The organism is Pseudomonas sp. BR20, from assembly GCF_050780135.1.
Taxonomy (GTDB): Bacteria; Pseudomonadota; Gammaproteobacteria; order Pseudomonadales; family Pseudomonadaceae; genus Aquipseudomonas.
The window spans coordinates 3,258,695-3,282,649 of the sequence record NZ_CP172012.1; the positions used below are offsets into that span (position 1 = coordinate 3,258,695).

Consider the following 23,955-nt stretch of genomic DNA (forward strand, 5'->3'; position numbering starts at 1 on the left):
CGGTACAGTGCAAAGTTGCCGCAGGTGAAAGCGCTATTTGAGCTTTGCTAACGCCTGCTCGGCCAATTCGCGGGTCAGTTCATAGGTGCTTGTGTCTTTACCCAGGCGTAGCGCCTGGCCGGACCACAGGTTGCTGAAGCCTGCTTCGTCCTTGGCCTTGAGCGGTATTAATGCGCCGCCGGACCTGGGAAACGCGGGTGCCGTGGGGTTGATCGCTCCCAGCTCCCGCATTGCCCGGTTAATGATGCCTCGCGCCGGGCGCCCGGTGAACAGGTTGGTCAGGGCGGTTTCGCTGGCCTGTGCATGGCGCAGCGCATGGTGATGGGAGGCTGTGATCGTGGCTTCGGGGGTGAACAGATACGCCGTACCGATCTGCACCGCTGAAGCGCCCAACGCCAAGGCTGCGACGATGCCACGTGCATCGCCAATACCACCGGCCGCAATCACTGGTACGGTCACCGCGTCGACGATCTGCGGCACCAATGCCATCAGGCCTATCTGGCTGTTGAGGTCGTCGCTCAGGAACATCCCGCGATGCCCCCCGGCTTCAATGCCCATGGCAATAATCGCGTCGCAACCGTGCTGCTCCAGCCAGATCGCCTCTTCAACGGTGGTGGCTGACGACAGCACCTTGGCGCCGGTGGCTTTTACCCGATCCAGCAGGGATTTTTCCGGCAGGCCAAAGTGAAAACTGACGACCTCGGGCCGGAACGCTTCAACCACCTGGCAAGCCGCGTCGTTGAACGGTGCGCGATCGGAAACCGGCGTTGGCGCCTCAAAATCGGCACCCAGTTCACGGTAGTAGGGCTCCAGCAGAGCCTTCCAGCGTCGATCACGTTCTTCGTCGGCGGCAGGGGGCTGGTGGCAAAAAAAGTTGACGTTGATGGGGCGCGTACTGGCCTGGCGAATGCTGGTCAGCGCGGCGCGCAGTTGCTCGATGCTCAGTGTGGCCGCCGGCATCGATCCCAGGGCGCCCGCTTCGTTGGCGGCGATGACCATGGCGGCGGTCGTGGCGCCGGCCATCGGCGCCTGGATGATAGGCACGTCGATGCCGAGCAGGTCGAGAATGCGGGTGTCTGGCCAGGTGCTCATGGGATGCGTCTCCAGCGTCAGTCGGTTTTTTCGCTGTTTTAGCAGGGTACCTGGCACCCGGCCAGTCTGTTTTATTCACTGGACGAGGTGGGCATTTCGTGCACGTCAGTGGTCTTTTTCGCGTTCGAGCAACTGCCGCTTGCGCTCAACCCCCCAGCGATAGCCGGATAAATCACCATTGCTGCGCACCACCCGATGACAGGGAATCGCCACCGCCAGGCTGTTCGCTCCGCAGGCTTGGGCCACCGCGCGAAAAGACGTGGGTGCGCCGATACGCTGGGCGATCTGCGCGTAGCTGGCCGTGCTGCCCACCGGGATTTCGCGCAAGGCCTGCCATACCCGCTCCTGAAACGCGGTGCCGCGCAGGTCCAGCGGCAGGTCCAGGCCCAGGGCGGGAGCCTCGATAAACCCCACCACTTGGGCGATCAGCTGTTCGAAACGACGGTCGGCGCCCACCAGGTTGGCCTTGGGGAATTGGTCCTGCAGGTCGCGCACCAGTTTGTCCGGGTCATCCCCCAGCAGAATCGCACACACACCACGGGCACTCTGCGCCACCAGGATCGCACCCAACGAGCATTGCCCGACGGCAAATAGAATTTGGTTGTTGGTGCCGCCGGCCTTGTAGTCGCTGGGCGTCATGCCAAGCAATTGGTTGGCCGACTCATAAAAGCGGCTGTTGGAATTGAAGCCGGCTTCATACAGCGCATCGGTTACCGAATGCGGGCCCTTGAGCCCCTCGCGCACCTTGCGTGAGCGATGGGCGCTGGCGTAACCCTTGGGCGTCAGGCCGGTCACGCCTTTGAACACGCGGTGGAAATGGAACGGGCTCAGTCCGGCCCGGCTCGCCAGCGTGTTGAGGCTGGGCGCGGTGTCGGCGTGTTCGATCTGCCGGCACGCGTCAGCCACCAATTGCGCATGCTGCGCAGCCAGCTGCGTCTGGTCACCGGCTGCGCGTTTACTGGCGCGATAACCGGCGGCCTCGGCCTGTGCCGGAGTGTCGAAAAACTCGATATTTTCCGGGCGGGGCAATCGCGAGGCGCTGCTCGGGCGGCAATACACACCAGTGGTTTTTACGCCGTAGACGAACAGCCCGTCGGCTTTCGGATCGCGGGCAAGAATCGCAGCCCAGCGCAGATCTTGTTCGGTAGTCATAGTTGGCACTCTTGACGGATCCTGGCCAGATTAGCCGTGCCGCAGTGGCCTGGCACTCCGAAGCTTGCGGTCAAATCAGCCGGCGGTGCGAAAAGTGAGGTTGATACGTTGCGGGCCCATGATCGGGTGCACGCCTTCCTTGATCGGCGTCACCCCATGAAAGCGCAGCCGATCGACCCCGCCCCAGACCACCACATCACCATGGAACAGCGAGACCTTGCGGGTCTTGTCACTACGCGCGTGACCACCAAACAGGAAAACTGCCGGCAGTCCAAGGGATATCGACACGACGGGCTCGCTGTAGCGACGTTCATTCTTGTCCTGGTGCAAGGACATTTTCGCGCCCGGAACATAACGATTGATCAAGCAGGCGTCGGGGGCAAAGTCGACAAACCCGGCGTCTGCTGCGGCTTCTATGGCCAGTTGGCGCAAGGTGTCCGGCAGCGCTGGCCAGGGCTGCCGGGTGCGAGGGTCCAGGGGCGTATAGCGGTAGCCGCTGGTGTCGCTGGTCCAACCCAGCGCGCCGCAACTGCTCAAGGCTGCCGACATGGTAAAGCCACCGGGCGTCACCATTTGCCGAAACGGCGATTGCGCCAGCACACGGCGCAGTTCTGGCAGAAGGCGCTCAATCCAGGGCAGGGCATATCCCCTTAGCACGTAAGACTGTTCGCCGATCTGCTCACGTGCTGCTGGTTGTTGCAGGGCGTCATCGGCGAACAGGTCATCTGTGGGGCCGGGCATCGCCTTACAGCGCCTTGCTCACGTTGATGTCGGTGATTTCATCGCTGGTATCGTGGATTTTCGCCAGGGCTTGCAGGGCCTCTTCCACGCTGCTGGTGGTAAGTTGGGCGAACTCAAAGCGACGTTCGCCATTGAGCTTGTACTTGATCACGTATTTGGTAGTGGTGGTCACGGTGATTTCCTGTGGCTGTTCGAGTCAGCTCAGCTTGGTGCTGGTGCGACGTACGATGCGAATCTTGTGGGACAACGCAGGCTTGCGCGTGACGCTGATTGCGCGGCGTGTCACCACGTCCAGGGTGATATTCCAGAACCCGGTGCTGGGTGCGGTGATCTTGGCGGGGAACTTGTCGAACGCGCCGCCGTGGTACGTGTGGCGGCCGCCATTCTTGAAACTGCGAAAATTTGCGTCACTCATCAGGCGAATATTACAAGTCTGCGAGCATTCGATGACGACAATGTCCCCCTCGTTGAGGTGCTCGCGCTGGTGGATAAATTTCATGAGGGTGTCTCCAGAAGGGCTTTTTCTGAAAAATCAGAATGATACGTAGGTTAAGATGGAGTTTATCAGCCCCAGCGCGTTTATTATCGGCCCGTCTTCAACGGCGTCGACAATTTAAAACAGTTATTTACCGAGTTATAAGAGATAAATCCTACGTGGGCGGGAGAAAATTACTATCTCCGCTGTCGTAGGGTCTTTATTGGAGGATTTGTATGAAGTGGAGTGTGTTGGTTCTGGCCTTGGCGATAGGTGGGTGTGCTTCGGTTGCAGATATCAAGCAGACCCCGCCGACGTTGGCCGTCATCTCCGGGAAAAAACCCCAGGAGTACGCCGCGTGTGTGGTAAGAAAATTGTCGGCCACCCGTCGGCCGCCGCAGATTGAACCGCATAAAGACGGTGTGCAGGTCATCGTGCCGCAGAAATTTTCCGCCGATCCTTCGGCAATTTTCGATATTGAAGAGCGCTCCAGCGGTAGCAGCATCAAGCTCTACGAAAGCATGTCCAACGTGCCTATCCGCCCGGGTGACGTGAAAAAAGCCGGGGAAGAGTGCATTTCCGGTTGATGCCGCTGGGGAAAGCCGATATGAAGCGTGAACACGTCAAAGCCCGTCATGCCGAGGGTGAAATCTCGGCCACCCATGTCATCCAGAACCCCGCCGATCTGGGCGAGTGGATCGTCTTCTTCAAGAAAAGCGGCGGTCGCAGCTTTTTTCTGGTGGATGATCAGGATGAAGTCGAGTCCTTTGCCAGTCTTGACGAACTGAGCGAGATCCTTCGGGAGCTGGGCATCAAATTTGCCGAGATCCACCTGTAACCCTCGGGGTTACTTGCAGACCACCACCACACTGCGACTTTTGTAGTTGCCCACATCCTGGCCCAGGGTTTTGTCACTTTCTTTCAGCGATGGCGTGCCCTCGGTGCCGACAATGCGATAGCCGGTGCCTGCGCAGGAGGCATCGGCTTTTTCGTAGCAACTGGCCCAGGAGTTGGCTTCACCTGAACAGTCGATGGTCAGGCCTTGCTCGCCGTTTTTGAGGTAGACATCGGAAGTGGTGGTGCAGCCGGCAAGTGCCAGTACCGCAGTCAGTGCCAGAAATTTGTTCATGTGTGTTCGTCGTCGAGGGTGTGGGAGGGGCGCTGACACTGTCGTGGGGCGTTTTTGAAAGATTATAGCGAACTGCCATCTAGGTACAGGCAAAACCCAAAAAAGCCCCTGGTTCGGGGCTTTTTGCACAGGCCTGCAGGCTTACTTGCCCTTCGGCCTTTTGCTCGATGCGTGGCCCGCTTCATCCACAAATACTTCGGCGACCGCGATTGCCATGCTTTCGCTCTCGAACACGCCCGCGACGCTGTCTCCGTGGAAGTTGATCAGGTGCCAGCCGTCCGCTCGCTTGGTGATCAGGTAGCCGTTCACGCCTTTGGGTTCTGACATCTATTAACAATCTCGTGGTCTGATTCAAGGCCGTAATGATAGCGCCAAATGTCCCAATGCCGCGCAAGTTATTCCAGGTCAGTGTTCTGGGCTGAAAAGCGTGCTAAAAGGGTTACAGCCCCTTTAAACATGAGGAAACGGGGTTTTTTACCGTGACGGCAGAGTCGCTCTTTGTAAAATCAGCGGAACTTACGCCGACATTTTTTCTCTATGATGACATCGCAACGCCAGCAGAACCCATTGTAAGGTGACTGTGGCCTGATTAGACTGCGCCGAATTCCGTACGCACAGCCCTTTGTAAGGACTTATATGATCAAGAAATGCTTGTTCCCAGCAGCCGGTTACGGCACTCGCTTCTTGCCAGCGACCAAGGCCATGCCCAAAGAGATGCTGCCGGTGGTAAACAAGCCACTGATTCAGTACGGCGTCGAAGAGGCACTGGATGCCGGTCTGAATGAAATCTCTATCGTCACCGGTCGCGGTAAGCGCGCACTGGAAGACCATTTCGACATCAGCTACGAGCTGGAAAACCAAATCAAGGGCACCGACAAGGAAAAATACCTGGTCGGCATCCGCAAGCTGCTGGACGAGTGCTCGTTCTCCTACACCCGTCAGACCCAGATGAAAGGTCTGGGCCACGCCATCCTGACCGGCCGCCCGTTGATTGGTGACGAGCCGTTCGCCGTCGTACTCGCGGACGACCTGTGTGTGAACCTGGAAGGCGACGGCGTACTGACCCAGATGGTCAAGCTGTACCAGAAATACCGTTGCACCATCGTTGCGGTTCAAGAGGTTGATCCTCAAGAGACCAACAAGTACGGCGTGATTGCCGGTGACGACATTGGTGATGGTCTGATCCGCGTACGTGACATGGTTGAAAAACCGGCGCCTGAAGATGCACCGTCGAACCTGGCGATCATCGGTCGTTACATTCTGACTCCGGACATCTTCAAGCTGATCGAAGAAACCGAGCCAGGCAAGGGTGGCGAGATCCAGATCACCGACGCCCTGTTGAAGCAGGCCAAAGACGGTTGCGTGATCGCTTACAAGTTCAAGGGTCGTCGTTTTGACTGTGGTGGCGCCGAAGGCTACATCGAAGCCACCAACTTCTGCTACGAGCACTTCTACAAGACAGGCAAAGCTTACTGATTCACGCTGACCTGCCTTTGAAAAGCCACCTTCGGGTGGCTTTTTCGTTTTTCAGCCCCATGTAAGTCGGTATGCTGATGTCCTGCCGAGGAGAATGAAATGGCCTACGATTTTGACCTGTATGTAATTGGCGCCGGTTCCGGCGGTGTTCGCGCGGCGCGCTTTGCTGCAGGCTTTGGGGCCAAGGTGGCCGTGGCGGAAAGTCGCTACCTGGGTGGCACCTGCGTAAACGTTGGCTGCGTGCCGAAGAAACTATTGGTGTACGGCGCACATTTTGCCGAGGACTTCGAGCAAGCCAGTGGCTTTGGCTGGTCCCTGGGTGAAGCGAATTTTGATTGGGCGACCCTGATCGCCAACAAGGATCGCGAGATCAATCGCCTCAATGGCATCTACCGTAACCTGTTGGTCAACAGTGGCGTGACCCTGCATGAAGGCCATGCGCGCCTGGTTGATCCGCACCAGGTGGAAATCAATGGCGAGCGTTTTACAGCCAGGCACATCCTGATCGCTACCGGGGGCTGGCCGCAGATTCCGGATATTCCAGGGCGTGAGCACGCGATAGGCTCCAATGAGGCGTTCTTCCTCAAAGAGTTGCCCAAGCGTGTGCTGGTGGTAGGTGGCGGTTATATCGCGGTTGAGTTCGCCGGGATTTTCCATGGCTTGGGCGCGCAGACGTCATTGCTGTATCGCGGCGATCTGTTCCTGCGCGGCTTTGATGGTTCGGTGCGCACGCACCTTAAGGAAGAGTTGACCAAGCGCGGCCTCGACCTGCAATTCAATGCGGATATCGAGCGCATTGAAAAACAAGCCGATGGCAGTCTCAAGGCGACCTTGAACGACGGTCGCGTGCTGGAGGCCGATTGCGTGTTCTATGCCACCGGCCGGCGGCCGATGCTGGATAACCTGGGCTTGGAAAATACCGGCGTCAAACTGGATGAGCGAGGTTTCGTCCAGGTGAACGACCAGTACGAGACCACTGAAGCGTCGATCCTGGCAATCGGCGATGTGATCGGCCGTGTGCAGCTGACGCCGGTGGCGCTTGCCGAAGGTATGGCAGTAGCGCGTCGCTTGTTCAAGCCCGAGCAATACCGTCCGGTGGATTACGCAATGATCCCGACAGCGGTATTCAGCCTGCCGAATATCGGCACGGTCGGCCTGACGGAGGAGGAGGCGAAGAAGAATGGGCACCGGGTGCAGATTTTCGAAAGCCGTTTCCGCCCGATGAAGCTGACCTTGACCGAGTGCCAGGAAAAAACCTTGATGAAACTGGTGGTCGATGCCGACACCGACAGGGTGTTGGGCTGCCACATGGTCGGCCCGGATGCGGGCGAGATCGTCCAGGGCCTGGCGATCGCGCTCAAGGCGGGCGCGACCAAGCAGCACTTCGATGAAACCATCGGCGTGCATCCCACGGCGGCGGAAGAGTTCGTCACCATGCGCACGCCTGTGGCGGACTGATCAGGTGGGTGGTGTTGCCTCTGGCGTCGCTGCAACGGCGGCCGCCAGGCGCAACGCTTCGATAGTGGCGTGGGCCTTCATAAGCTCCAGTTCCAGATGCTTGTTGGTGTGCCCGTGCTCAGCCAGCGCTTGTTGGCGTGACTCGCTTTCAAGCAAGGCCACCCGCAGGCGCTCCTGAAGCAGGGTGCGCTCGCTGTCGATCTGGCTCACGTGTTCGCTCAGTTTCAGTTGCTGGGCCTGGCTTTTGCGGGTTTCTTCCAGCAGCGCAGCCAATTCCTTTGTCGTCACTCGGTGCTCGATCAGCAAGCGCTCATTGTCGCGATGCAGCTGGGTGATCTCATCCTGGCGAACCATTGCGCTTTGCTGGGCTTGGCGCAGTTCTGCCTGTACTTGCTGCAGCTGGCCTTCGTGGCGCCGCTGTTCCTGCTCGCGCTGCTCTTTGATCGCATTGCGGTAGTGCTCCAGCGCCTCGCGGGCGTGCAGGTGCTTTTCTTCCAGCGAGCGAATCTGCTCGTCCTTGTCGCTGATCCGCAGTTCGTAATCACTGCAGGCCTGGCTGAGCCCGGCGTTGCGGGTTTGCTCGGTTTGCAGGCTGGTACTGGTGGTTTGCAGGGCGGCGCTTTCTTCTGCCAGGGCGGCCGCTTGAATATCGAATTGCTGCTTGAGTTCGGCGTGAGCTTCTTCAAGCGCCTCGATCTGGGCGAGCAGGGCGGCTTTTTGCTGTTCGAACTGCGCAAGGGCCAGGTCAATCGGCTCTTGAGCTTTCTCCTTCAAGCGCAGCGCCAACCGTGCAACCAGTTCACCCAGCTCGTCGTCAATCGGGGCTTCGGTGATGGTCAGGCGGGCTTCACTGTCGTCCAGCTCCTTCAAATAGCGGTGGATCGTGGTTTTCGAGCCGGTATTGCCCATCTCGATGCGTACCGCGTCGATGCTGGGGTTCTCGCCACGGGCAAGGATCGCCAGGCGTGCCGTTTGAACTACTGCTTTATTAATGCCGCCGCGAGCCATGGGGTCTCCGTCGATTTAGTACTGTGGTATGTATTATGTAGATACATACCATATCACGAATAAAAATCCGTTTAAATTCATGATTCAACAGATGGGATATTGGCGTATTATCCCGTGTCATCGGCGTCTGGAACGCTTATACCTCTGCCAGCAGTACGAATAGGCCTCCCATGAGCGATCTGGATCGTTACCTCAACGCCGCCACCCGCGATAACACGCGCCGCAGCTATCGCGCGGCCATCGAACACTTCGAAGTCAGTTGGGGCGGATTTCTGCCGGCTACCAGCGACAGCGTGGCGCGTTATCTGGTGGCGCATGCGGGCGTGCTGGCGGTCAACACCCTGAAGCTGCGGCTCTCGGCACTGGCGCAATGGCATACCAGCCAGGGCTTTCCCGACCCGACGAAAGCGCCGGTGGTGCGCAAGGTGCTCAAGGGGATTCGCGCCGTGCACCCGGCGCAGGAGAAGCAGGCCGAGCCATTGCAGCTCAGGCATCTGGAGCAGGTAGTGGCCTCCCTTGAGGCTGAAGCGCGAGAGGCCAGTGAGGCGCAGGACCCACCGCGATTGCTGCGCGCCAAGCGTGACACTGCGCTCATCCTGCTGGGCTTCTGGCGCGGTTTTCGTAGCGATGAGTTGTGCCGATTAAGTATCGAACACGTGCAGGCCACACCCGGTGCCGGCATCAGCCTGTATCTGCCGCGCAGCAAAAGTGACCGCGACAACCTCGGCAAGACCTACCACACCCCGGCGCTGCTGCGCCTGTGTCCGGTGCAGGCCTACAGCGAATGGCTCAGCGCGTCGGCCCTGGTGCGCGGTCCGGTATTCCGGGGCATCGACCGCTGGGGAAATCTGGGGGAGGAGGGCTTGCACCCCAACAGCGTGATCCCGCTGCTGCGCCAGGCGCTTGAGCGTGCGGGCATCGCCGCCGAGCAATACACCAGCCACTCGTTGCGCCGGGGTTTTGCCACCTGGGCCCATCGCAGCGGCTGGGACTTGAAGTCGCTGATGAGTTATGTCGGCTGGAGCGACATGAAATCCGCCATGCGCTATGTTGAAGCAACGCCCTTTCTCGGCATGACATTGGCCACTCAACCGCTGCTTTGAGATTTTTTCTATTAATACCGTCACCTGATAGGGAAAACCAATCGTCAGCATCAGGTTTGCCAATGAGCCATCCGCCGAGAGAGTGGGTAGGATTCACCTCATCAACTTCTTAACCCCTGACGGAGAGTCAACGATGCCTATCATCAACAGCCAAGTAAAACCGTTCAAAGCGACTGCATACAAAAACGGCAACTTCGTAGATGTGACCGACGCTGACCTGAAAGGCAAATGGTCGGTAGTGTTCTTCTACCCAGCCGACTTCACCTTCGTTTGCCCAACCGAGCTGGAAGACCTGGCTGACAACTACGCCGAATTCCAGAAACTGGGCGTCGAAATCTACAGCGTTTCCACCGACACCCACTTTGCCCACGCTGCCTGGCACAACACTTCGCCAGCCATCGGTAAAATCCAGTACACCATGATCGGCGACCCGACCCTGACCATCTCCCGCAACTTCGACGTACTGATCGAAGAAGCTGGCCTGGCTGACCGCGGTACCTTCGTGATCAACCCGGAAGGTCAGATCAAGATCGTTGAACTGAACGACGGCGGTGTTGGCCGTGACGCTTCCGAGCTGCTGCGCAAAATCAAGGCCGCTCAATACGTGGCTGCCCACCCAGGCGAAGTGTGCCCAGCCAAGTGGAAAGAAGGCGAGGCTACTCTGGCTCCGTCCCTGGACCTGGTCGGCAAGATCTAAGTCTGTGAAGACGTCTCAAGGGCGGAACTCCGCACTTAAGTAAGCTGCATCCGCCCTCAAAACGCCCGGGCGAGAGTCGCTCGGGCGTTTTTTTGTCTGCAATAAACCGAATTAATAGGAAATCGCCCGTATGTTGGACGCCAATCTTAAAGCTCAGTTGAAGTCATACCTGGAACGGGTCACCCAGCCGATCGAGATCGTCGCCTCCCTCGACGACGGCGCGAAATCCCAGGAAATGCTTGCCCTTTTGCAGGACGTAACCAGCCTCACCACGCTGATTACCCTGAAAACCGATGGTGATGATGCGCGCAAGCCATCGTTCTCCATCAACCGCCCGGGTGCCGATATCAGCCTGCGTTTCGCCGGTATCCCCATGGGCCATGAATTCACTTCGTTGGTGCTGGCCCTGCTGCAAGTCGGTGGCCACCCGTCGAAGGCCAGTGTCGAAGTCATCGAACAGATCCGCGCCCTTAAAGGTGAGTTCAGCTTCGAGACGTACTTCTCGCTGTCCTGCCAGAACTGCCCGGACGTGGTCCAGGCGCTGAACCTGATGGCCGTGCTCAACCCGAACATCCGCCACGTCGCCATCGACGGCGCGCTGTTCCAGGCTGAAGTCGACGAACGTCAGATCATGGCAGTGCCGAGCGTTTACTTGAATGGCGTGAACTTCGGCCAGGGCCGCATGGGCCTGGAAGAAATCCTCGCCAAGCTCGACACCAGCGGCATTGAAAAAGCCGCCGAGAAAATCAGCGCCAAAGATGCCTTTGATGTGCTTGTCGTCGGCGGTGGCCCGGCCGGTTCCGCAGCTGCCATCTACGCCGCACGTAAAGGTATTCGCACCGGTGTTGCCGCCGAACGCTTTGGCGGCCAGGTGCTGGACACCATGTCCATCGAGAACTTTATCTCGGTACAGGAAACCGAAGGGCCGAAACTGGCCAGCGCCCTGGAAGCCCACGTACGCCAGTACGACGTGGACATCATGAACCTGCAGCGCGCCAGCAGCCTGATCCCAGCGAAAAACGCCGGTGACTTGCATGAAATTCGCTTTGAAAGCGGCGCGACGCTCAAGTCCAAGACCGTGATCCTGGCCACCGGCGCCCGCTGGCGCGAAATGGGGGTACCGGGCGAGCAGGAATACAAGGCCAAGGGCGTGTGCTTCTGCCCGCACTGCGATGGTCCGTTGTTCAAGGGCAAGCGTGTGGCGGTGATCGGCGGCGGTAACTCCGGCGTTGAAGCGGCCATCGACCTGGCCGGGATCGTCAGCCACGTGACCTTGCTGGAGTTCGACAGCAAGTTGCGCGCCGACGCGGTGTTGCAGCGCAAGCTGTACAGCCTGCCTAACGTTGATGTGATCACCAGCGCGCTGACCAGTGAAGTCAAAGGCGACGGCCAGAAGGTCACCGGTCTGGCCTACAAGGACCGCGATACTGGGGAGTTCAAGACCATCGACCTGGAAGGCATCTTTGTACAGATCGGCTTGCTGCCCAACACCGACTGGCTTAAAGGCACTGTGGAATTGACTCCGCGTGGCGAGATCATTGTCGATGCCCGTGGCGAGACTTCACTGCCAGGGGTATTCGCTGCCGGTGACGTGACGACCGTGCCGTACAAGCAGATCGTGATTGCGGTAGGCGAGGGCGCCAAGGCTTCCCTGAGTGCTTTCGATCACTTGATCCGTACCTCCGCTCCGGCGTAAGTCCAGGCCCGGAAACGAAAAACCCCATGAGTGATCATGGGGTTTTTTGTTGTGTGTTAGAAACTTACAGCGGCGCTGGCTGAATAATCTCAACCCAGTACGCATCTGGGTCCTTGATGAACGCCAGGCTTTTCATGCGGCCATCGGTCAGGCGTTTCTGGAAATCGCAGCCCAAAGCTTCGAAGCGTTCACACGCGGCGACAATATCGGGCACCGAGATGCAGATATGGCCAAAACCACGCGGATCGGTGTTGCCGTTGTGATAGGCGAAGTCGGCATCGTTTTCGGTGCCGTGGTTGTGGGTCAGTTCCAGGATGCCTGGAATCGACTTCATCCATTGGGTGCGCGCGGCGGCGTCGGCCGGGATCTGGGATTTGTCCACCAGGGCCAGGAAGTACAGGCTGAATTCGGCTTCCGGGAAGTCGCGCTTTTCAACCAGTGAAAAACCCAGGACGCGGGTGTAGAAGTCCAGGGACTTGGTGATGTCCTTGACCCGCAGCATGGTGTGGTTGAACACGAAGTTCGAGGTGGCGGTGTCAGGTTGGGCGGTGACGCCCGGGAAGGTGTTCAGTTCGTGCAGGCTCATGGGCCCTCCAGAAAAAAATGGGGCAAACGCGGCTCCAGGTGAGAGGAGCGTTCCCTTGGCTTGCAGCTGGCGTCCGTGCAGCCGGACCATGATACGCAAGGCCCGCCTGCCGCGCCAAATGAAAAAGCACGCGTAGGTCTTGCGACCAGCCGGTGGCGGGGCTCACACTTTGTCGCTTGAACCTTGGGTGTCTTTTGCAATGATCGAATGTCGTTTACCGCTGTTGAGCGCTCTGTGTTTGCTGTTGTCCAGCCCTTGGGTATGGGCGGGCGAGCCGGAAATTCATTGGCCCAGCGGCTGGCAGGTCGAGGCGGTGTTACCCGACGGCGATGCGCCAGCCACGCCGCAGCCGGTTTCGCGGCAGCGTGCGATCAAGAACGATGAAAATGGCAACACAGTGATGGTGATGGAGTTGACGGGGACGCCGATCGAGGCTGGGCATAACGTTAACCTTCAGGGCGTATTGCTGGAGATGCGCAAGTCCATCCAGAAAGATTTTGCCCAAGGCGGCTACCAAAGTGTGTGCAGCAAGATGCACTCGACAACACTGAGTCGTCTTGAGGCCGTAGAAACTACATGTGTGATTACTGAGAATGGACGGCACGTGCTTTTACAAACATTGGTAGGGGCGGTTGATACCGATAAAGCGTATGTTTTTTCATACGCGGGTCAAGCCGACGCTTACCAAGCAAGCAAGGATGAAGTCAGTTCGGTGCGCGCTGGCCTCAAACTTTAAGTGCGTTTCGCCCGTCGATTCTGAACAAAGTGAAATGTTATTTAAGTTCGGTTTCGAACCCTTGAATAAAAAAGCCCCGCATGTGCGGGGCTCTTTGTTAGTGCGTGGTGATCAGCCGCGAAGCCAGGAATCTACAGTGGCGGCGCCATACTGTTCTTTCCAGGCTTTGAGGCCGCGGTGGTTACCGCCCTTGGTTTCGATCAGTTCGCCAGTGTGCGGGTTGTGGTAAACCTTGACTACGCGCGCACGGCGCTGTTTTGGTGCGCTGGCGGCGGCAGCGCTGGTCTTGCCCGGGTTTGGATCAAGGATCAGGATGATGTCGCGCAGGCCTTTGCCGTAGGTTTTCATCAGTCCTTGAAGCTTTTCTTCGAATTCGATTTCTTTCTTCAGGCCGGCGTCGTTCTTCAGGGACTCCAGCTGGGCAAGCTGCTCTTGAAGGGCTTTTTCTGCTGCGCGAAATTCGGCGAGTCTGGACAAAATCTGTACTCCAATAGTGTATTTGGCTGATGTCAACTACAGACAAAGCTATAAGCCAATAGCGTTAAGGCGACTCACAGAAGAAGTCGTCCTGCGAGTTCTGCACAGGCAAGAAAAATTGTAGTAGTTAATCCACCACGAGTAAATCATGTCTTTTGCCTTATTAACATTATTTCAACGCCGCTAGTGCATGGCTATTCAATGGCTGACCAGGTTTTTAATGAATTCATCGCTGGGTAATGGCTTTCCAAACAGATAGCCCTGGAGAAAATGCACACCATGAGCGGCCAGGTATTCGCACTGCTCGGCGGTCTCTACACCTTCTGCAACGATGCCCAGGTCCAGCTTGCCGGATAATTCGATGATGCTGTCCAGAATATGCCGCGATAGTGCATCGGCACCGATCATGGCGACAAAACTCTGGTCGATCTTCAGATAGTCCACATTGAAGTTGCGCAAATAACCCAGGCTGGAATGGCCGGTACCAAAGTCATCGATGGCAATCATCACGCCCAGTTGATGCAGGGCGTCGAACAGTCGACGGGTAGTATCCGTGGGCTCGATCAACTCGCGCTCGGTCAGTTCCAGCACCAAGGTCACCTGGCCTGGCGTGAAGGCGGCGAGAAATTCACGGCAGTCCTCTACCAGTGCAAGGTCGTGGCAATGGCGCGCGGTGATATTCACGCCGATATGGAAACCCGGGCTGAACCGCGTCGCATGGGGCGCCAGTTGGGCAGCGGTCTGGCGCAGCAGGGCACGGGTCATCGGCACGATCAGGCCAGAATGTTCGGCTAGCGGGATAAACAAATCGGGTCGGACCAAACCTTCCTTGGGGTGCTGCCAGCGCATCAGCACTTCGCAGCCGGCCCATTCGCGGGTGTCGCCGCGCACCACCGGCTGGAAGTACGGGATGAACTCATTGGCCCCCAACGCCCGCTGCAGCTCATGGGTAGGCGCCGAGGAACGCTTTTGCAGCCAGTGCGCAAGCAGGCCCGCGAGTACGCCAAAGAACACTACCAGGCTGAACAGCGCGGGGTAACGTGCCTGCATATAGCGCCACACTTCACCGGCCGGCATGCCGGCGTCGACGCTGTAGTGATAGCGCTCGGACGACAGGTGATGATGGGCTACGGCAAATACCGGGACTGCGGTGTCGTGCACGTTGCCATCGGCGCCGAGCCAGTGAGGCCCGACTTGCAGCACAAGCTGCGCATAGCGGCTGATCAGGCGCAGGGCGTTGGTCAGGTGATAGCCGTCGATTGAGGCAAACGCGGCTTTGTCCCCGTCTACCAATCGGTAGACCAGCAACGCCGTATCCGGTGTAACCGGGTTGCCGTTCATCAACCACAGGCGGCCATCGACATAGTCATCCGGGTTCACCGGTGACTCGTAGTGACTGCCGAACAGGGAGCTGCAATAGATGTTTTTTTGCCAGGACAAGGTCGTCGCCCGCACAAACGGCCGGCGCGTGACCTGTTCACGCAGCGCCAGTTGCACGCCACTGTCACACGGTTGTCCGGCCAGTGGCAGCAAGGCCTGGGCGGCGAGGGCGGTATTGTCGAGCATCAGGTCGAATTGACGTACGGCTTCCTGGGCGGTTTGCGCCGTGCTTTGTTCAAGGGTGTGTTCAGCTTGCCAATACAGGATGGTCACACCCAGCAGGATCGGCAGCACACCCGACAACACGCTGATCGAATAGCGGGTGAAGAGCTTTCGCGGGCCTTTGACGGTGAGGGGCATGGGTTCAGGCCTGTTGCGCAGGAGGCTTTACCGGCAGGCCGGCGGGGAATGTTTCGATGATAGATGGCCCGCTTGGACTTTGCTCGCCCTGCCAAGGCTTTGCGCAATCTCGATAAAGGCCAGGGTGGCCGGTGACGACTGCCGCCGATCCAGCACCGCCAGGCCAATCTGGCGCGGCACGCGGGGCGAAAGCGGTCGTTTCACATAGCGCGGATCAAGTGCCTGCGGCAGCGATGCTTCGGCGACGATGCTCAGGCCGTCCCCACGGCTGACCGCTTCCAGGGTGCTCAGCAGTTGCGCGCAGCGGTAGCGCACCTTTGGCCGCAGTTGGCCGACGTCGAACAGGCGGGTGACCAACTCCGAGGAGCCGGCTTCCGTCAGGATAAAGGCATCGTCACACAGGTCCTGCAGGGCCAGCGTGTCCCGCGCAGCCAATGGATGATCTGCCGGCAGCAGCGCCACCATCTGGTCCTCGAACAAGGCAAAGGTGTCGAAGCGCTCCTGTTCCAGCACCACAAAGCCCACATCGATCCGTCGCTCATCCAGCCACTGCAGCACCTGGCGGTCGGGCCCTTCGTCCACATGCACCTCAATCCCCGGATGGGCGCTGCGAAACTGGCTGAGGATGGCTGGCAACAGGCGAATCGACGCGGTCGGCCCGAATGAGCCGATGCGCAACGTACCGCGCCGCATGCCACGGGCATCGGCCGCCTCTTGTTGCAGGGTGTTGGCCAGGCCGAGCATGGCACGGGCACGTCCGAGTAAGTGCTGGCCGATGTCACTCGGTTCTACCAGCGACTGGTGGCGCCGAAACAGCTCCACACCCAGTTCCTGCTCCAGGGCCTTGATGGCATGGGACACCGCCGATTGGCTGATGCCCAAGCGGTGGGCGGCACTGGTAAAACCTTGGAGCTCGGCGACCAGGGAGAAAATTTCCAATTGGGTCAGTGTCATGAGTGAAAGCTCATTTTACGATGATCGGTTATTAGCTGAAGAATACGCGAATTCTCCCGTACCTTGAGCCCATCCCTCATGCGCCTCGCCTCCGATCACCTGACTTATTGCAAACTCGCCGCCGTCACCATGATCTGGGGCGGCACCTTTGTCGCCGGGCGCTTCCTGGCCGACCACCTCAATCCGCTGCTGGCCGCCAGCCTGCGTTTTATCCTCGCCAGTCTGGCGTTGTTGCTGTTCATGGCCTGCGCGCGTATTCCTCTGTTGCGTCCCAATCTTCGGCAGTTTGCGCAACTGGCGGTGCTGGGATTCTTCGGGATTTTTTTCTACAACCTGTGCTTCTTCTATGGGTTGCAGTACATCAATGCGTCGCGGGCTTCGTTGATCGTGGCGTTGAACCCGGCGGTGATCGGCCTGGCGAGCTGGCTGTTATTCAAGGAGCGGCTGAGTCGGATCAAGCTGCTGGGTATCCTGTTGTGCCTGGTCGGTGCCGGGACGGTCATTGTCAGCCGTAACCCGCAGTTGTTGCAGGCCACCGCCGATGCCTGGATCGGCGATTTACTGATCCTTGGCTGTGTGGCGGGGTGGGGCGTTTATTCGCTGTGTGCCCGGGGGCTCAACCAAAGCCTGGGGCCATTGCAGACGGTCACCTGGTCGGTGCTGTTGGGTACGTTGATGTTGACCACCACCGCGCTTGTCACCGCAAGCGTCAGCGTAGAAGCGCTTGGCTGCTTGCCGATAACCCATTGGCTCAGCCTGGCCTACCTCGGGGTTTTGGGCTCGGCGCTGGCATATATCGGTTACTACGATGGTATCCGGCGCATCGGCGCGACGCGCGCCGGCGTATTTATCGCACTCAACCCACTGACGGCGGTGATCTGCGGCGCACTGCTGCTGGGGGAACAACTGACGGCGCCCATGCTGGCGGGCGGGGCCGTCATCCTGTTGGGCATCTACCTGTGCAACAAACCCCTTGCACAGGCCAGGGCAATGGGGATTTGATAAGAGTACGGACAAATACGGTTACGCTGTGTAGAATCGATTTACGCATACAAGAATATGGACTTGCGCTCACGCAAGCCTCGGCCATCAGAGACTGATGTAACCATGAAGCTACTCGGCTCCCCCCTCATCTTTGGTGACTTCCTCGCCCGCAGTGTGCGAGGCCTTTCCTGCGCGCCGCCCTCCGACCTCATCCTTGCTCGCACATAACCACTTGCTACCCACAAGAATGATGAGGCGCCGGCCATGACCGACCACTACGAAAACCCAATGGGCCTGATGGGCTTTGAATTTATCGAATTCGCATCGCCGACCCCCGGCACCCTGGAGCCGATCTTCGAGATCATGGGCTTCACCAAAGTCGCGAACCATCGCTCCAAGAACGTCCAACTGTTCCGCCAGGGCGAGATCAACCTGATCCTCAACAACGAGCCCAACAGCATTGCCTCTTACTTCGCGGCCGAGCACGGCCCGTCGGTGTGCGGCATGGCGTTCCGCGTCAAGGACTCGCAAAAAGCCTACAACCGTGCGCTGGAACTGGGTGCCCAGCCCATCCATATCGAAACCGGGCCGATGGAGCTGAACCTGCCGGCCATCAAGGGCATCGGCGGCGCGCCGCTGTACCTGATCGACCGTTTTGGTGAGGGCAGCTCAATCTATGACATCGATTTCGTCTATCTCGACGGCGTCGAGCGTAACCCGCAAGGCGCCGGCCTCAAGGTCATCGACCACCTGACCCACAATGTGTATCGCGGGCGCATGGCCTACTGGGCCGGCTTCTACGAGAAACTGTTCAACTTCCGCGAAGCGCGCTACTTCGATATCAAGGGCGAATACACCGGCCTGACGTCCAAGGCCATGAGCGCCCCGGACGGCATGATCCGCATCCCCCTGAACGAAGAGTCGTCCAAGGGCGCCGGGCAGATCGAAGAGTTCCTGATGCAGTTCAATGGCGAGGGCATCCAGCACGTGGCGTTCCTCACCGACGACCTGGTCAAGACCTGGGACGCACTCAAGAAGATCGGCATGCGCTTCATGACTGCGCCGCCGGATACCTACTACGAAATGCTCGAAGGCCGCCTGCCGAACCACGGCGAACCGGTGGATCAACTGCAAGCACGTGGCATCCTGCTGGACGGCTCGTCAATCGAAGGCGACAAGCGCCTGTTGCTGCAGATCTTCTCGGAAACCCTGATGGGCCCGGTGTTCTTCGAGTTCATCCAGCGCAAGGGCGATGATGGGTTTGGCGAGGGCAACTTCAAGGCGCTGTTCGAGTCCATCGAGCGGGACCAGGTACGTCGTGGCGTGTTGACCGCCGACTGAGCATGAAAAAAGCCCGACCGAGGGACGCCTCGGTCGGGCTTTTTGTCGTTTGGCATTCAGGCCCGGCGCTGACGCACCAAATGTTTGAACCCTTCGAACACCAGTACCATGACTGCGATCCAGATCGGGATGTAGGTCAACCATTCGCCTGCCTTGATGCCTTCACCCAACAGCAGCGCCACTACCAGCAACAGCACCGGCTCGACATAACTGAGCAGTCCGAACAGGCTGAATGCAAGCAACCGACTGGCAATGATATAGCTCACCAGCGCCGAGGCACTGATCAGGCCCAGTACCGGGATCAACCCGTACAGCCTGGGGTGGGCATCCATCACCGCGAAGCCCTGTTCGCCGCTTTGCACAAACCACCAGGCCACCGGCAACATCAGCGCCATGTCCAGCCACAGTCCGCCCAGGTGGTCGGTCTTGAGGTATTTGCGCGCGATGAAGTACAGCGGGTAACCGATGATCACCACCAGCGTCGCCCAGGAAAATCCGCCGGCCTGGAACAACTCGTTAAGTACCCCGAGGCTGGCAAAAAACACCGCGATCTTTTGCAGGTATGAAAGCTGTTCGCCCCATACCAGGCGTCCGGTGAGCACCATGCTCAGCGGCAGCAGGAAGTAACCTACCGACACATCCAGGCTGCGCCCGTTCAGCGGTGCCCACATGAACAACCACAACTGCACGCCCAGCAAGGCCGACGACAGCACCACACCGCCGATCAGCCGAGGCTTGGCCGCGAGCACTTGCAGCAACTCCCACACCCGCCGCCATTCGCCACTGACGATCATGAATACCGTCATGCACGGCACGGTCAGCAACATGCGCCAGCCGAAAATTTCCAGGCCGCTCAATGGCGTCAGCAATGACGTGAAGTAGTACATCACGGCAAACAACACCGAGGCCGACACCGATAACACAACTCCTTTAGACACGCTGTCCTCGCGAAAACCGATTTCAAAAAAATAGGGAATTTCAAGAGGGGATTATGGTGCTTTTGAGTCGAGAGGGTTGCGCTGTTTTGGGGCGTTTTTCAGGAAAATTTCTCGTTACCGCTGTCTGGGTCGGCTTGGTAGGGTCAGTCGGGTTGTTGTTGTGGCGAGCGGGCTTGCCACAGTAAGCCCGCTCTACAACCGCAGCCCGGTCACTCAGCCTACGCGCGCGCCACCCGGCCCGAGACAAAATGGCCCACATCATTGAACCCCGGCGTGGAGGAATGCCCCGGAGTCACCAGCGAGTCGATAAAAGCCTCATCCTCAGCCGTGATCTTCACGTCCAGCGCGCCGGTGTAGGCATCCCACTGCGCCTCGGTGCGCGGCCCTACGATCGCCGAGCTCACCGCCGCGTTGTTCAGCACCCAGGCTATCGCAAACTCGACAATGCCCACGCCACGGCCCTGGGTGTATTGCTGGATCTGCTGGGCGATGCGCAGTGACTCCATGCGCCATTCGGTTTCCAGGATGCGCTTGTCCTGGCGGGCGGCACGGCTGCCGGCTTCGGGTGTGACGTCCGGTGCGTATTTGCCGCTGAGCACGCCACGCGCCAGTGGGCTGTAAGGTACGACCCCCAGGCCGTACGCGGCGGCGGCGGTGATCTGTTCGACTTCGGCCTGACGGTTGACGATGTTGTACAGCGGCTGGCTGATCACCGGCTTGTCCACGCCCAGGCGTTCGGCGACACGGATCACCTCGGCAATCCGCCAGCCGCGATAGTTGGACAGGCCCCAGTAACGGATCTTGCCCTGGCGGATCAGGTCGCCGATAGCCGATACCGTCACCTCCAGCGGGGTGTCGTGATCTTCGCGGTGCAGGTAGTAGATGTCGAGGTAGTCGGTATCGAGGCGGGTGAGGCTGGCTTCCAACGCGTTGAAGATGCGCTTGCGGCTCAGGCCACTGCGGTTGGGCAGGCCCTCCGTGGGGCCAATGGCGACTTTCGACGCCACCACCCAATCCTGACGATGGCGAGCGATGGCTTCGCCGACGATTTCCTCGGAGCGCCCGCCGGTGTACACGTCCGCCGTGTCGATAAAATTGACGCCCTGGTCCCAGGCCTTGTCGATGATGCGCAGCGAGTCCTCGGTGTTGGTCTGTTCGCCAAACATCATGGTGCCCAGAGTCAAGGCACTGACCTTCAAACCGGACTGGCCCAACGTGCGGTAAATCATGGTGCATTCCTCAACAGCATTGACGGGTGCTATGCAATACCAGAGAGCAAGGCTCTAGAACAAGCTCAACGTCGGCGTATCGGCGTGCACGGACCCGCCCGTCCCCCCGCCGTGGCCGTGTGCAACTGATAACGCCACGGGTGATTCGGCGTTACCAGTTGAGAGCGGCGGGGGCTTACATCTTTGAACAAGATCAAGCGATATAGAAGGGCGTGCCTACGTCGAATCCACCGTCGAACTGAAACTCCACGCCTTCTCTCACAATAAAACTGCATTTCAATGTGCCTTTCGCGCGGCCTGTAGCGGGGAGTGAATCGAAATGCAGGTTTCCTCCTACTGCGGCATAGAGGCCGTAAGCGGGACGGGCACTGCAGTTGACGAAAACCTCCGTGTTTTTTGGGGAGATGACATAGTCATGCTCGGTCAGGTTTTTTGTTATCTGGATGCTGACGATTTGGTTTGAGGGTGGAAAAGAGTCGATATCCCGCGAGCCAAAGACTTCCCACCTGTCCGGGAAAAAGGGCGATTCGTGACTGATAATGCCAACGGTCTTTGCTACAAAATCTTCATGTGAAGGAAACGGGCTATTACGGAATGTTCCATTGAAGGTATCTGTATAGAGCCTTGGGTAGGATATTCCCTTCAAGTGAAGCTCGCCGTCGGTAAGGTCAACATGCGCTTCGTTAAATTCCGCCGATAAATGGAAGGTTGCGTACATTTCCTCATTCAGCACTGAAACGGTGATCTCCCCACTTACAATCCGATAGACGGAAATACCTGCTCGATAGGGTGCAAAGACAAAGCCGGTGACCTCGTCGGGGAAGCTGTAGATGTGCTTCTTGCCGTCCTCTTCAAGATCAGCCGGAAGCACCACGTTCAGCCCATAATAATTCTGGTGTGGGTCGCCACTTTGCAATTCAACCCCACTGAAACGCCAGTGCCCTCCGGACTTGAAGATATGTTGTCTGTCGAGATCGGATACGAACGAATGGGTATGGCTGCCGGTAAACGCTGCGGTGAGGCTGCCCGTGCTTGCGGTTGGTTGAGCTTTAGTTGTCATCTCGATGTTCCTTGCGCAACGTGAAGGGGACTTCGGAATGAACATGCTAAATGCGATGGGTACGCTGAGATACTGTCATAAATGACAGGTTTAAAAAGCCACCTCTTAATAGCTGAAACTTAGGGCTGCGGTAGGTGTAACAGGGCCTGGCAGCGCACTTGTAGAAACCGGTGCAGCACTTTCACCCGTTCCGACACTTGCAGGCGGTGGGGGCACATCAGGTTGAACGGGGTGGGTTCTCCCTGCCAGTCCGGCAACAGTTGCACCAGCCGTCCGGCCTTGAGGTCCCGGGCGATGTCGAGGTTGGCCTTGTAGGCAATACCGTGGCCGGCCAGTGCCCAGCGCCGCACAATCTCGCCGTCATCGCTCAGGTAGTCGCCCGTCACCTCAACTTCCTGCAACGTCGTGCCCTGGCGAAAGTACCAGGTGCTGTTGGCCCGGCCCTGGCGCATGTACCGCAGCGTGTTGTGCTGCGCCAACTCCGCCGGGGTGCGCGGCGTGCCGTGGCGCGCCAGGTAGTCGGGGCTGGCGCAGGGAATGCGTTGGTGGTCGGGGACCACCGGCAGCGCCACCAGGCTGGAGTCCCGTGGGACGCCGAAACGCAGGGCGATGTCGACGGTGTCGCGGAACAGGTCGGCATTGCTGTCGTTGAGCAGCAATTGCAGGCGGATGTTCGGGTGTTCCTGCTTGAACTCATCCAGCCAGCCCAGGACCACATTGCGGCCAAAATCCGAGGGCGCCGCCAACTGCAGCAGGCCGGTCAGGCCCTGACTCTGCTGCTTGAGCGCTTGCTCGCCTTCGGCCAATGCGGCCAGCGCTTCGCGCACGCTGTCGAGGTAGCGGCGACCTTCTTCGGTCAGGCGCATGCTGCGGGTGGAGCGTGCCAGCAGGCGGGTGCCCAACCGGGTTTCCAGGCGCTTGAGGGCGATGCTGGCCGCTGCGGGGGTCAGGCCCAGCCCACGTGCGGCGGCGGACAGGCTGCCGGTGTCGGCGGTGCGTGCGAACACTTCAAGGTCGAGGATTGAGCTCATTTGTAAAAATCCTTTAAAGATCCTGTCGTTTTACCGGGATTTTTCGCTGATTGCCAAGCTGGGAAGATGAGCGCTCACTTTCTGACCCAGGACACTTCTTCATGACTTCTCCCCTCAACGGTAAAACGGTCATCGTCATCGGCGGCAGCAGCGGGATCGGCGCAGCCGTGGCCAAGGCCGCCGCTGCACGCGGTGCTCAGGTGGTGTTGGCGGGGCGACGCCTCTCGTCGGGCAGCGAAAACGGCCTGCGCAGCGAACCCGTGGACGTCACCGACGCCGCCTCCCTGCAGCGTTTGTTCGAAACCGTCGGGCGTTTTGACCATCTGGTGTACACCTCGGGCCCCTCGGTGCGGGCCAAGACCTTGATCGAAACCGATCTGGACGAGGCCCAGGACAACTTCAACGTGAAACTCTGGGGCGCGTTGCGGGCGATCCAACAGGCGCTGCCTTTCCTTGATGAGCGCGGCAGCATCAGCCTGACCTCCGGGCAACTGGGGCGCAAATTGGCGCCGGGCCAGTTCATCAAAGTCGGTATCAACGCGGCCACTGAAGCCCTGGGCAAGCAGTTGGCCAAGGAGTTGGCACCGCGTCGCGTCAACGTGGTGAGTCCCGGTGTGATTGATACCCCGGCATATGCGGGGTTGGCCGAGGACCAGCGCCTGGCGATGTTTGCCAAGGCGGGTGGCGCATTGCCGGTGGGGCGCGTAGGGCAGGCAGAGGAAGTGGCGGCGGGGTATGTGCTGGCCATGGAAAATGGCTACATGACCGGTGCTGTCATTGATATCGACGGCGGCGGGTTGCTGTAAACGCGGACTAAATGTGGGAGGGGCAAGTCGCATCGTCGCACCGCCC

The 23,955-nt window shown here is 59.0% G+C and carries 27 protein-coding genes; 11 read left to right on the plus strand and 16 right to left on the minus strand.

Features of this window, described 5'->3' with window-relative positions; translation table 11 throughout:
- Nucleotides 1–33 precede the first annotated feature (33 nt).
- The 5 genes from ACHPFG_RS15070 to ACHPFG_RS15090 all read right to left on the minus strand — a co-directional run bounded on the left by ACHPFG_RS15070 (nt 34) and on the right by ACHPFG_RS15090 (nt 3,484).
- Nucleotides 34–1,092: an NAD(P)H-dependent flavin oxidoreductase gene (locus tag ACHPFG_RS15070; protein WP_431703394.1), complete on the minus strand. Its 1,059-nt coding sequence runs from the start codon at nt 1,090–1,092 to the stop codon at nt 34–36.
- Nucleotides 1,093–1,197: 105 nt separating this feature from the next.
- Nucleotides 1,198–2,244: a bifunctional DNA-binding transcriptional regulator/O6-methylguanine-DNA methyltransferase Ada gene (ada, locus tag ACHPFG_RS15075; protein ID WP_431703395.1), complete on the minus strand. Its 1,047-nt coding sequence runs from the start codon at nt 2,242–2,244 to the stop codon at nt 1,198–1,200.
- 75 nt (nt 2,245–2,319) lie between these two features.
- Complete coding sequence (gene alkB / locus ACHPFG_RS15080; RefSeq protein WP_131696216.1) at nt 2,320–2,985, minus strand: DNA oxidative demethylase AlkB; 666 nt, start codon at nt 2,983–2,985, stop codon at nt 2,320–2,322.
- Between the two features lie 4 nt (nt 2,986–2,989).
- A complete protein-coding gene (locus ACHPFG_RS15085) occupies nt 2,990–3,157 on the minus strand; it encodes a hypothetical protein (protein ID WP_431703396.1) in 168 nt (55 codons plus the stop codon).
- A 24-nt stretch (nt 3,158–3,181) separates the two neighbouring features.
- Complete coding sequence (locus ACHPFG_RS15090) at nt 3,182–3,484, minus strand: DUF1883 domain-containing protein (protein ID WP_003173824.1); 303 nt, start codon at nt 3,482–3,484, stop codon at nt 3,182–3,184.
- 212 nt (nt 3,485–3,696) lie between these two features.
- Here ACHPFG_RS15090 and ACHPFG_RS15095 point away from each other — a divergent pair, with 212 nt between their 5' ends.
- Both ACHPFG_RS15095 and ACHPFG_RS15100 read left to right on the plus strand, forming a co-directional pair.
- On the plus strand, nt 3,697–4,047 hold the full coding sequence (locus tag ACHPFG_RS15095) for a hypothetical protein (protein ID WP_431703397.1): 351 nt from the start codon (nt 3,697–3,699) through the stop codon (nt 4,045–4,047).
- A gap of 20 nt (nt 4,048–4,067) precedes the next feature.
- On the plus strand, nt 4,068–4,298 hold the full coding sequence (locus ACHPFG_RS15100) for a hypothetical protein (protein WP_027606591.1): 231 nt from the start codon (nt 4,068–4,070) through the stop codon (nt 4,296–4,298).
- A 9-nt stretch (nt 4,299–4,307) separates the two neighbouring features.
- Here ACHPFG_RS15100 and ACHPFG_RS15105 read toward each other — a convergent pair whose 3' ends face one another.
- Both ACHPFG_RS15105 and ACHPFG_RS15110 read right to left on the minus strand, forming a co-directional pair.
- Complete coding sequence (locus ACHPFG_RS15105; protein WP_027606590.1) at nt 4,308–4,589, minus strand: hypothetical protein; 282 nt, start codon at nt 4,587–4,589, stop codon at nt 4,308–4,310.
- Between the two features lie 141 nt (nt 4,590–4,730).
- The gene (locus ACHPFG_RS15110) at nt 4,731–4,916 is read right to left on the minus strand and encodes a hypothetical protein (protein ID WP_131696218.1); all 186 of its coding nucleotides are present in this window, start codon (nt 4,914–4,916) and stop codon (nt 4,731–4,733) included.
- 309 nt (nt 4,917–5,225) lie between these two features.
- On the opposite strand from ACHPFG_RS15110, the gene galU reads away from it, so the two are divergent.
- Both galU and gorA read left to right on the plus strand, forming a co-directional pair.
- Entirely contained in the window at nt 5,226–6,065 is an 840-nt protein-coding gene (galU, locus tag ACHPFG_RS15115) for a UTP--glucose-1-phosphate uridylyltransferase GalU (RefSeq protein WP_003212579.1), read from the plus strand.
- A gap of 99 nt (nt 6,066–6,164) precedes the next feature.
- Nucleotides 6,165–7,523, plus strand: coding sequence for a glutathione-disulfide reductase (gorA, locus tag ACHPFG_RS15120; RefSeq protein ID WP_431703398.1), 1,359 nt, complete (start codon nt 6,165–6,167; stop codon nt 7,521–7,523).
- On the opposite strand, the gene ACHPFG_RS15125 is transcribed toward gorA, so the two are convergent.
- On the minus strand, nt 7,524–8,531 hold the full coding sequence (locus ACHPFG_RS15125; protein ID WP_431703399.1) for a DNA-binding protein: 1,008 nt from the start codon (nt 8,529–8,531) through the stop codon (nt 7,524–7,526).
- A 170-nt stretch (nt 8,532–8,701) separates the two neighbouring features.
- Between ACHPFG_RS15125 and ACHPFG_RS15130 the strand changes: the two genes are divergently transcribed.
- The 3 genes from ACHPFG_RS15130 (at nt 8,702) to ahpF (ending at nt 12,027) form a co-directional block, all read left to right on the plus strand.
- Nucleotides 8,702–9,634 carry a site-specific integrase gene (locus tag ACHPFG_RS15130; RefSeq protein ID WP_131696221.1) on the plus strand — a complete coding sequence of 311 codons (933 nt, stop codon included), beginning with the start codon at nt 8,702–8,704 and terminating at the stop codon, nt 9,632–9,634.
- Nucleotides 9,635–9,767: 133 nt separating this feature from the next.
- Nucleotides 9,768–10,331 carry an alkyl hydroperoxide reductase subunit C gene (gene ahpC / locus ACHPFG_RS15135; RefSeq protein ID WP_003173835.1) on the plus strand — a complete coding sequence of 188 codons (564 nt, stop codon included), beginning with the start codon at nt 9,768–9,770 and terminating at the stop codon, nt 10,329–10,331.
- A 130-nt stretch (nt 10,332–10,461) separates the two neighbouring features.
- Entirely contained in the window at nt 10,462–12,027 is a 1,566-nt protein-coding gene (ahpF, locus tag ACHPFG_RS15140) for an alkyl hydroperoxide reductase subunit F (RefSeq protein WP_145337796.1), read from the plus strand.
- 64 nt (nt 12,028–12,091) lie between these two features.
- Here the strand turns inward: ahpF and gloA are convergent, their stop codons facing one another.
- Nucleotides 12,092–12,613, minus strand: a complete 522-nt coding sequence (gene gloA, locus ACHPFG_RS15145; protein ID WP_053129696.1) for a lactoylglutathione lyase — start codon at nt 12,611–12,613, stop codon at nt 12,092–12,094.
- Between the two features lie 199 nt (nt 12,614–12,812).
- Here gloA and ACHPFG_RS15150 point away from each other — a divergent pair, with 199 nt between their 5' ends.
- Complete coding sequence (locus ACHPFG_RS15150; RefSeq protein ID WP_431703400.1) at nt 12,813–13,349, plus strand: DUF4946 domain-containing protein; 537 nt, start codon at nt 12,813–12,815, stop codon at nt 13,347–13,349.
- A gap of 111 nt (nt 13,350–13,460) precedes the next feature.
- On the opposite strand, the gene ACHPFG_RS15155 is transcribed toward ACHPFG_RS15150, so the two are convergent.
- From ACHPFG_RS15155 to ACHPFG_RS15165, 3 genes are all read right to left on the minus strand, one after another.
- Nucleotides 13,461–13,826 carry a histone-like nucleoid-structuring protein, MvaT/MvaU family gene (locus ACHPFG_RS15155; protein WP_027606583.1) on the minus strand — a complete coding sequence of 122 codons (366 nt, stop codon included), beginning with the start codon at nt 13,824–13,826 and terminating at the stop codon, nt 13,461–13,463.
- Nucleotides 13,827–14,024: 198 nt separating this feature from the next.
- A complete protein-coding gene (locus ACHPFG_RS15160) occupies nt 14,025–15,566 on the minus strand; it encodes an EAL domain-containing protein (protein WP_431703401.1) in 1,542 nt (513 codons plus the stop codon).
- A 27-nt stretch (nt 15,567–15,593) separates the two neighbouring features.
- Nucleotides 15,594–16,520 carry a LysR family transcriptional regulator gene (locus tag ACHPFG_RS15165; RefSeq protein WP_431703402.1) on the minus strand — a complete coding sequence of 309 codons (927 nt, stop codon included), beginning with the start codon at nt 16,518–16,520 and terminating at the stop codon, nt 15,594–15,596.
- A 78-nt stretch (nt 16,521–16,598) separates the two neighbouring features.
- On the opposite strand from ACHPFG_RS15165, the gene ACHPFG_RS15170 reads away from it, so the two are divergent.
- Both ACHPFG_RS15170 and hppD read left to right on the plus strand, forming a co-directional pair.
- On the plus strand, nt 16,599–17,522 hold the full coding sequence (locus ACHPFG_RS15170) for a DMT family transporter (RefSeq protein WP_431703403.1): 924 nt from the start codon (nt 16,599–16,601) through the stop codon (nt 17,520–17,522).
- A 246-nt stretch (nt 17,523–17,768) separates the two neighbouring features.
- Entirely contained in the window at nt 17,769–18,845 is a 1,077-nt protein-coding gene (gene hppD / locus ACHPFG_RS15175; protein ID WP_027606579.1) for a 4-hydroxyphenylpyruvate dioxygenase, read from the plus strand.
- Nucleotides 18,846–18,901: 56 nt separating this feature from the next.
- Here the strand turns inward: hppD and rarD are convergent, their stop codons facing one another.
- The 4 genes from rarD to ACHPFG_RS15195 form a co-directional block, all read right to left on the minus strand.
- Nucleotides 18,902–19,783, minus strand: a complete 882-nt coding sequence (gene rarD / locus ACHPFG_RS15180) for an EamA family transporter RarD (RefSeq protein ID WP_131696228.1) — start codon at nt 19,781–19,783, stop codon at nt 18,902–18,904.
- A gap of 218 nt (nt 19,784–20,001) precedes the next feature.
- Nucleotides 20,002–21,012 carry an aldo/keto reductase gene (locus ACHPFG_RS15185; RefSeq protein ID WP_131696229.1) on the minus strand — a complete coding sequence of 337 codons (1,011 nt, stop codon included), beginning with the start codon at nt 21,010–21,012 and terminating at the stop codon, nt 20,002–20,004.
- A 193-nt stretch (nt 21,013–21,205) separates the two neighbouring features.
- Nucleotides 21,206–22,072 (minus strand): hypothetical protein, encoded by an 867-nt coding sequence (locus tag ACHPFG_RS15190; RefSeq protein WP_431703404.1) that lies wholly within the window; start codon nt 22,070–22,072, stop codon nt 21,206–21,208.
- A gap of 119 nt (nt 22,073–22,191) precedes the next feature.
- On the minus strand, nt 22,192–23,103 hold the full coding sequence (locus ACHPFG_RS15195) for a LysR family transcriptional regulator (protein ID WP_431703405.1): 912 nt from the start codon (nt 23,101–23,103) through the stop codon (nt 22,192–22,194).
- 101 nt (nt 23,104–23,204) lie between these two features.
- Between ACHPFG_RS15195 and ACHPFG_RS15200 the strand changes: the two genes are divergently transcribed.
- On the plus strand, nt 23,205–23,909 hold the full coding sequence (locus ACHPFG_RS15200; RefSeq protein ID WP_145337802.1) for an SDR family oxidoreductase: 705 nt from the start codon (nt 23,205–23,207) through the stop codon (nt 23,907–23,909).
- Nucleotides 23,910–23,955: the final 46 nt, after the last annotated feature.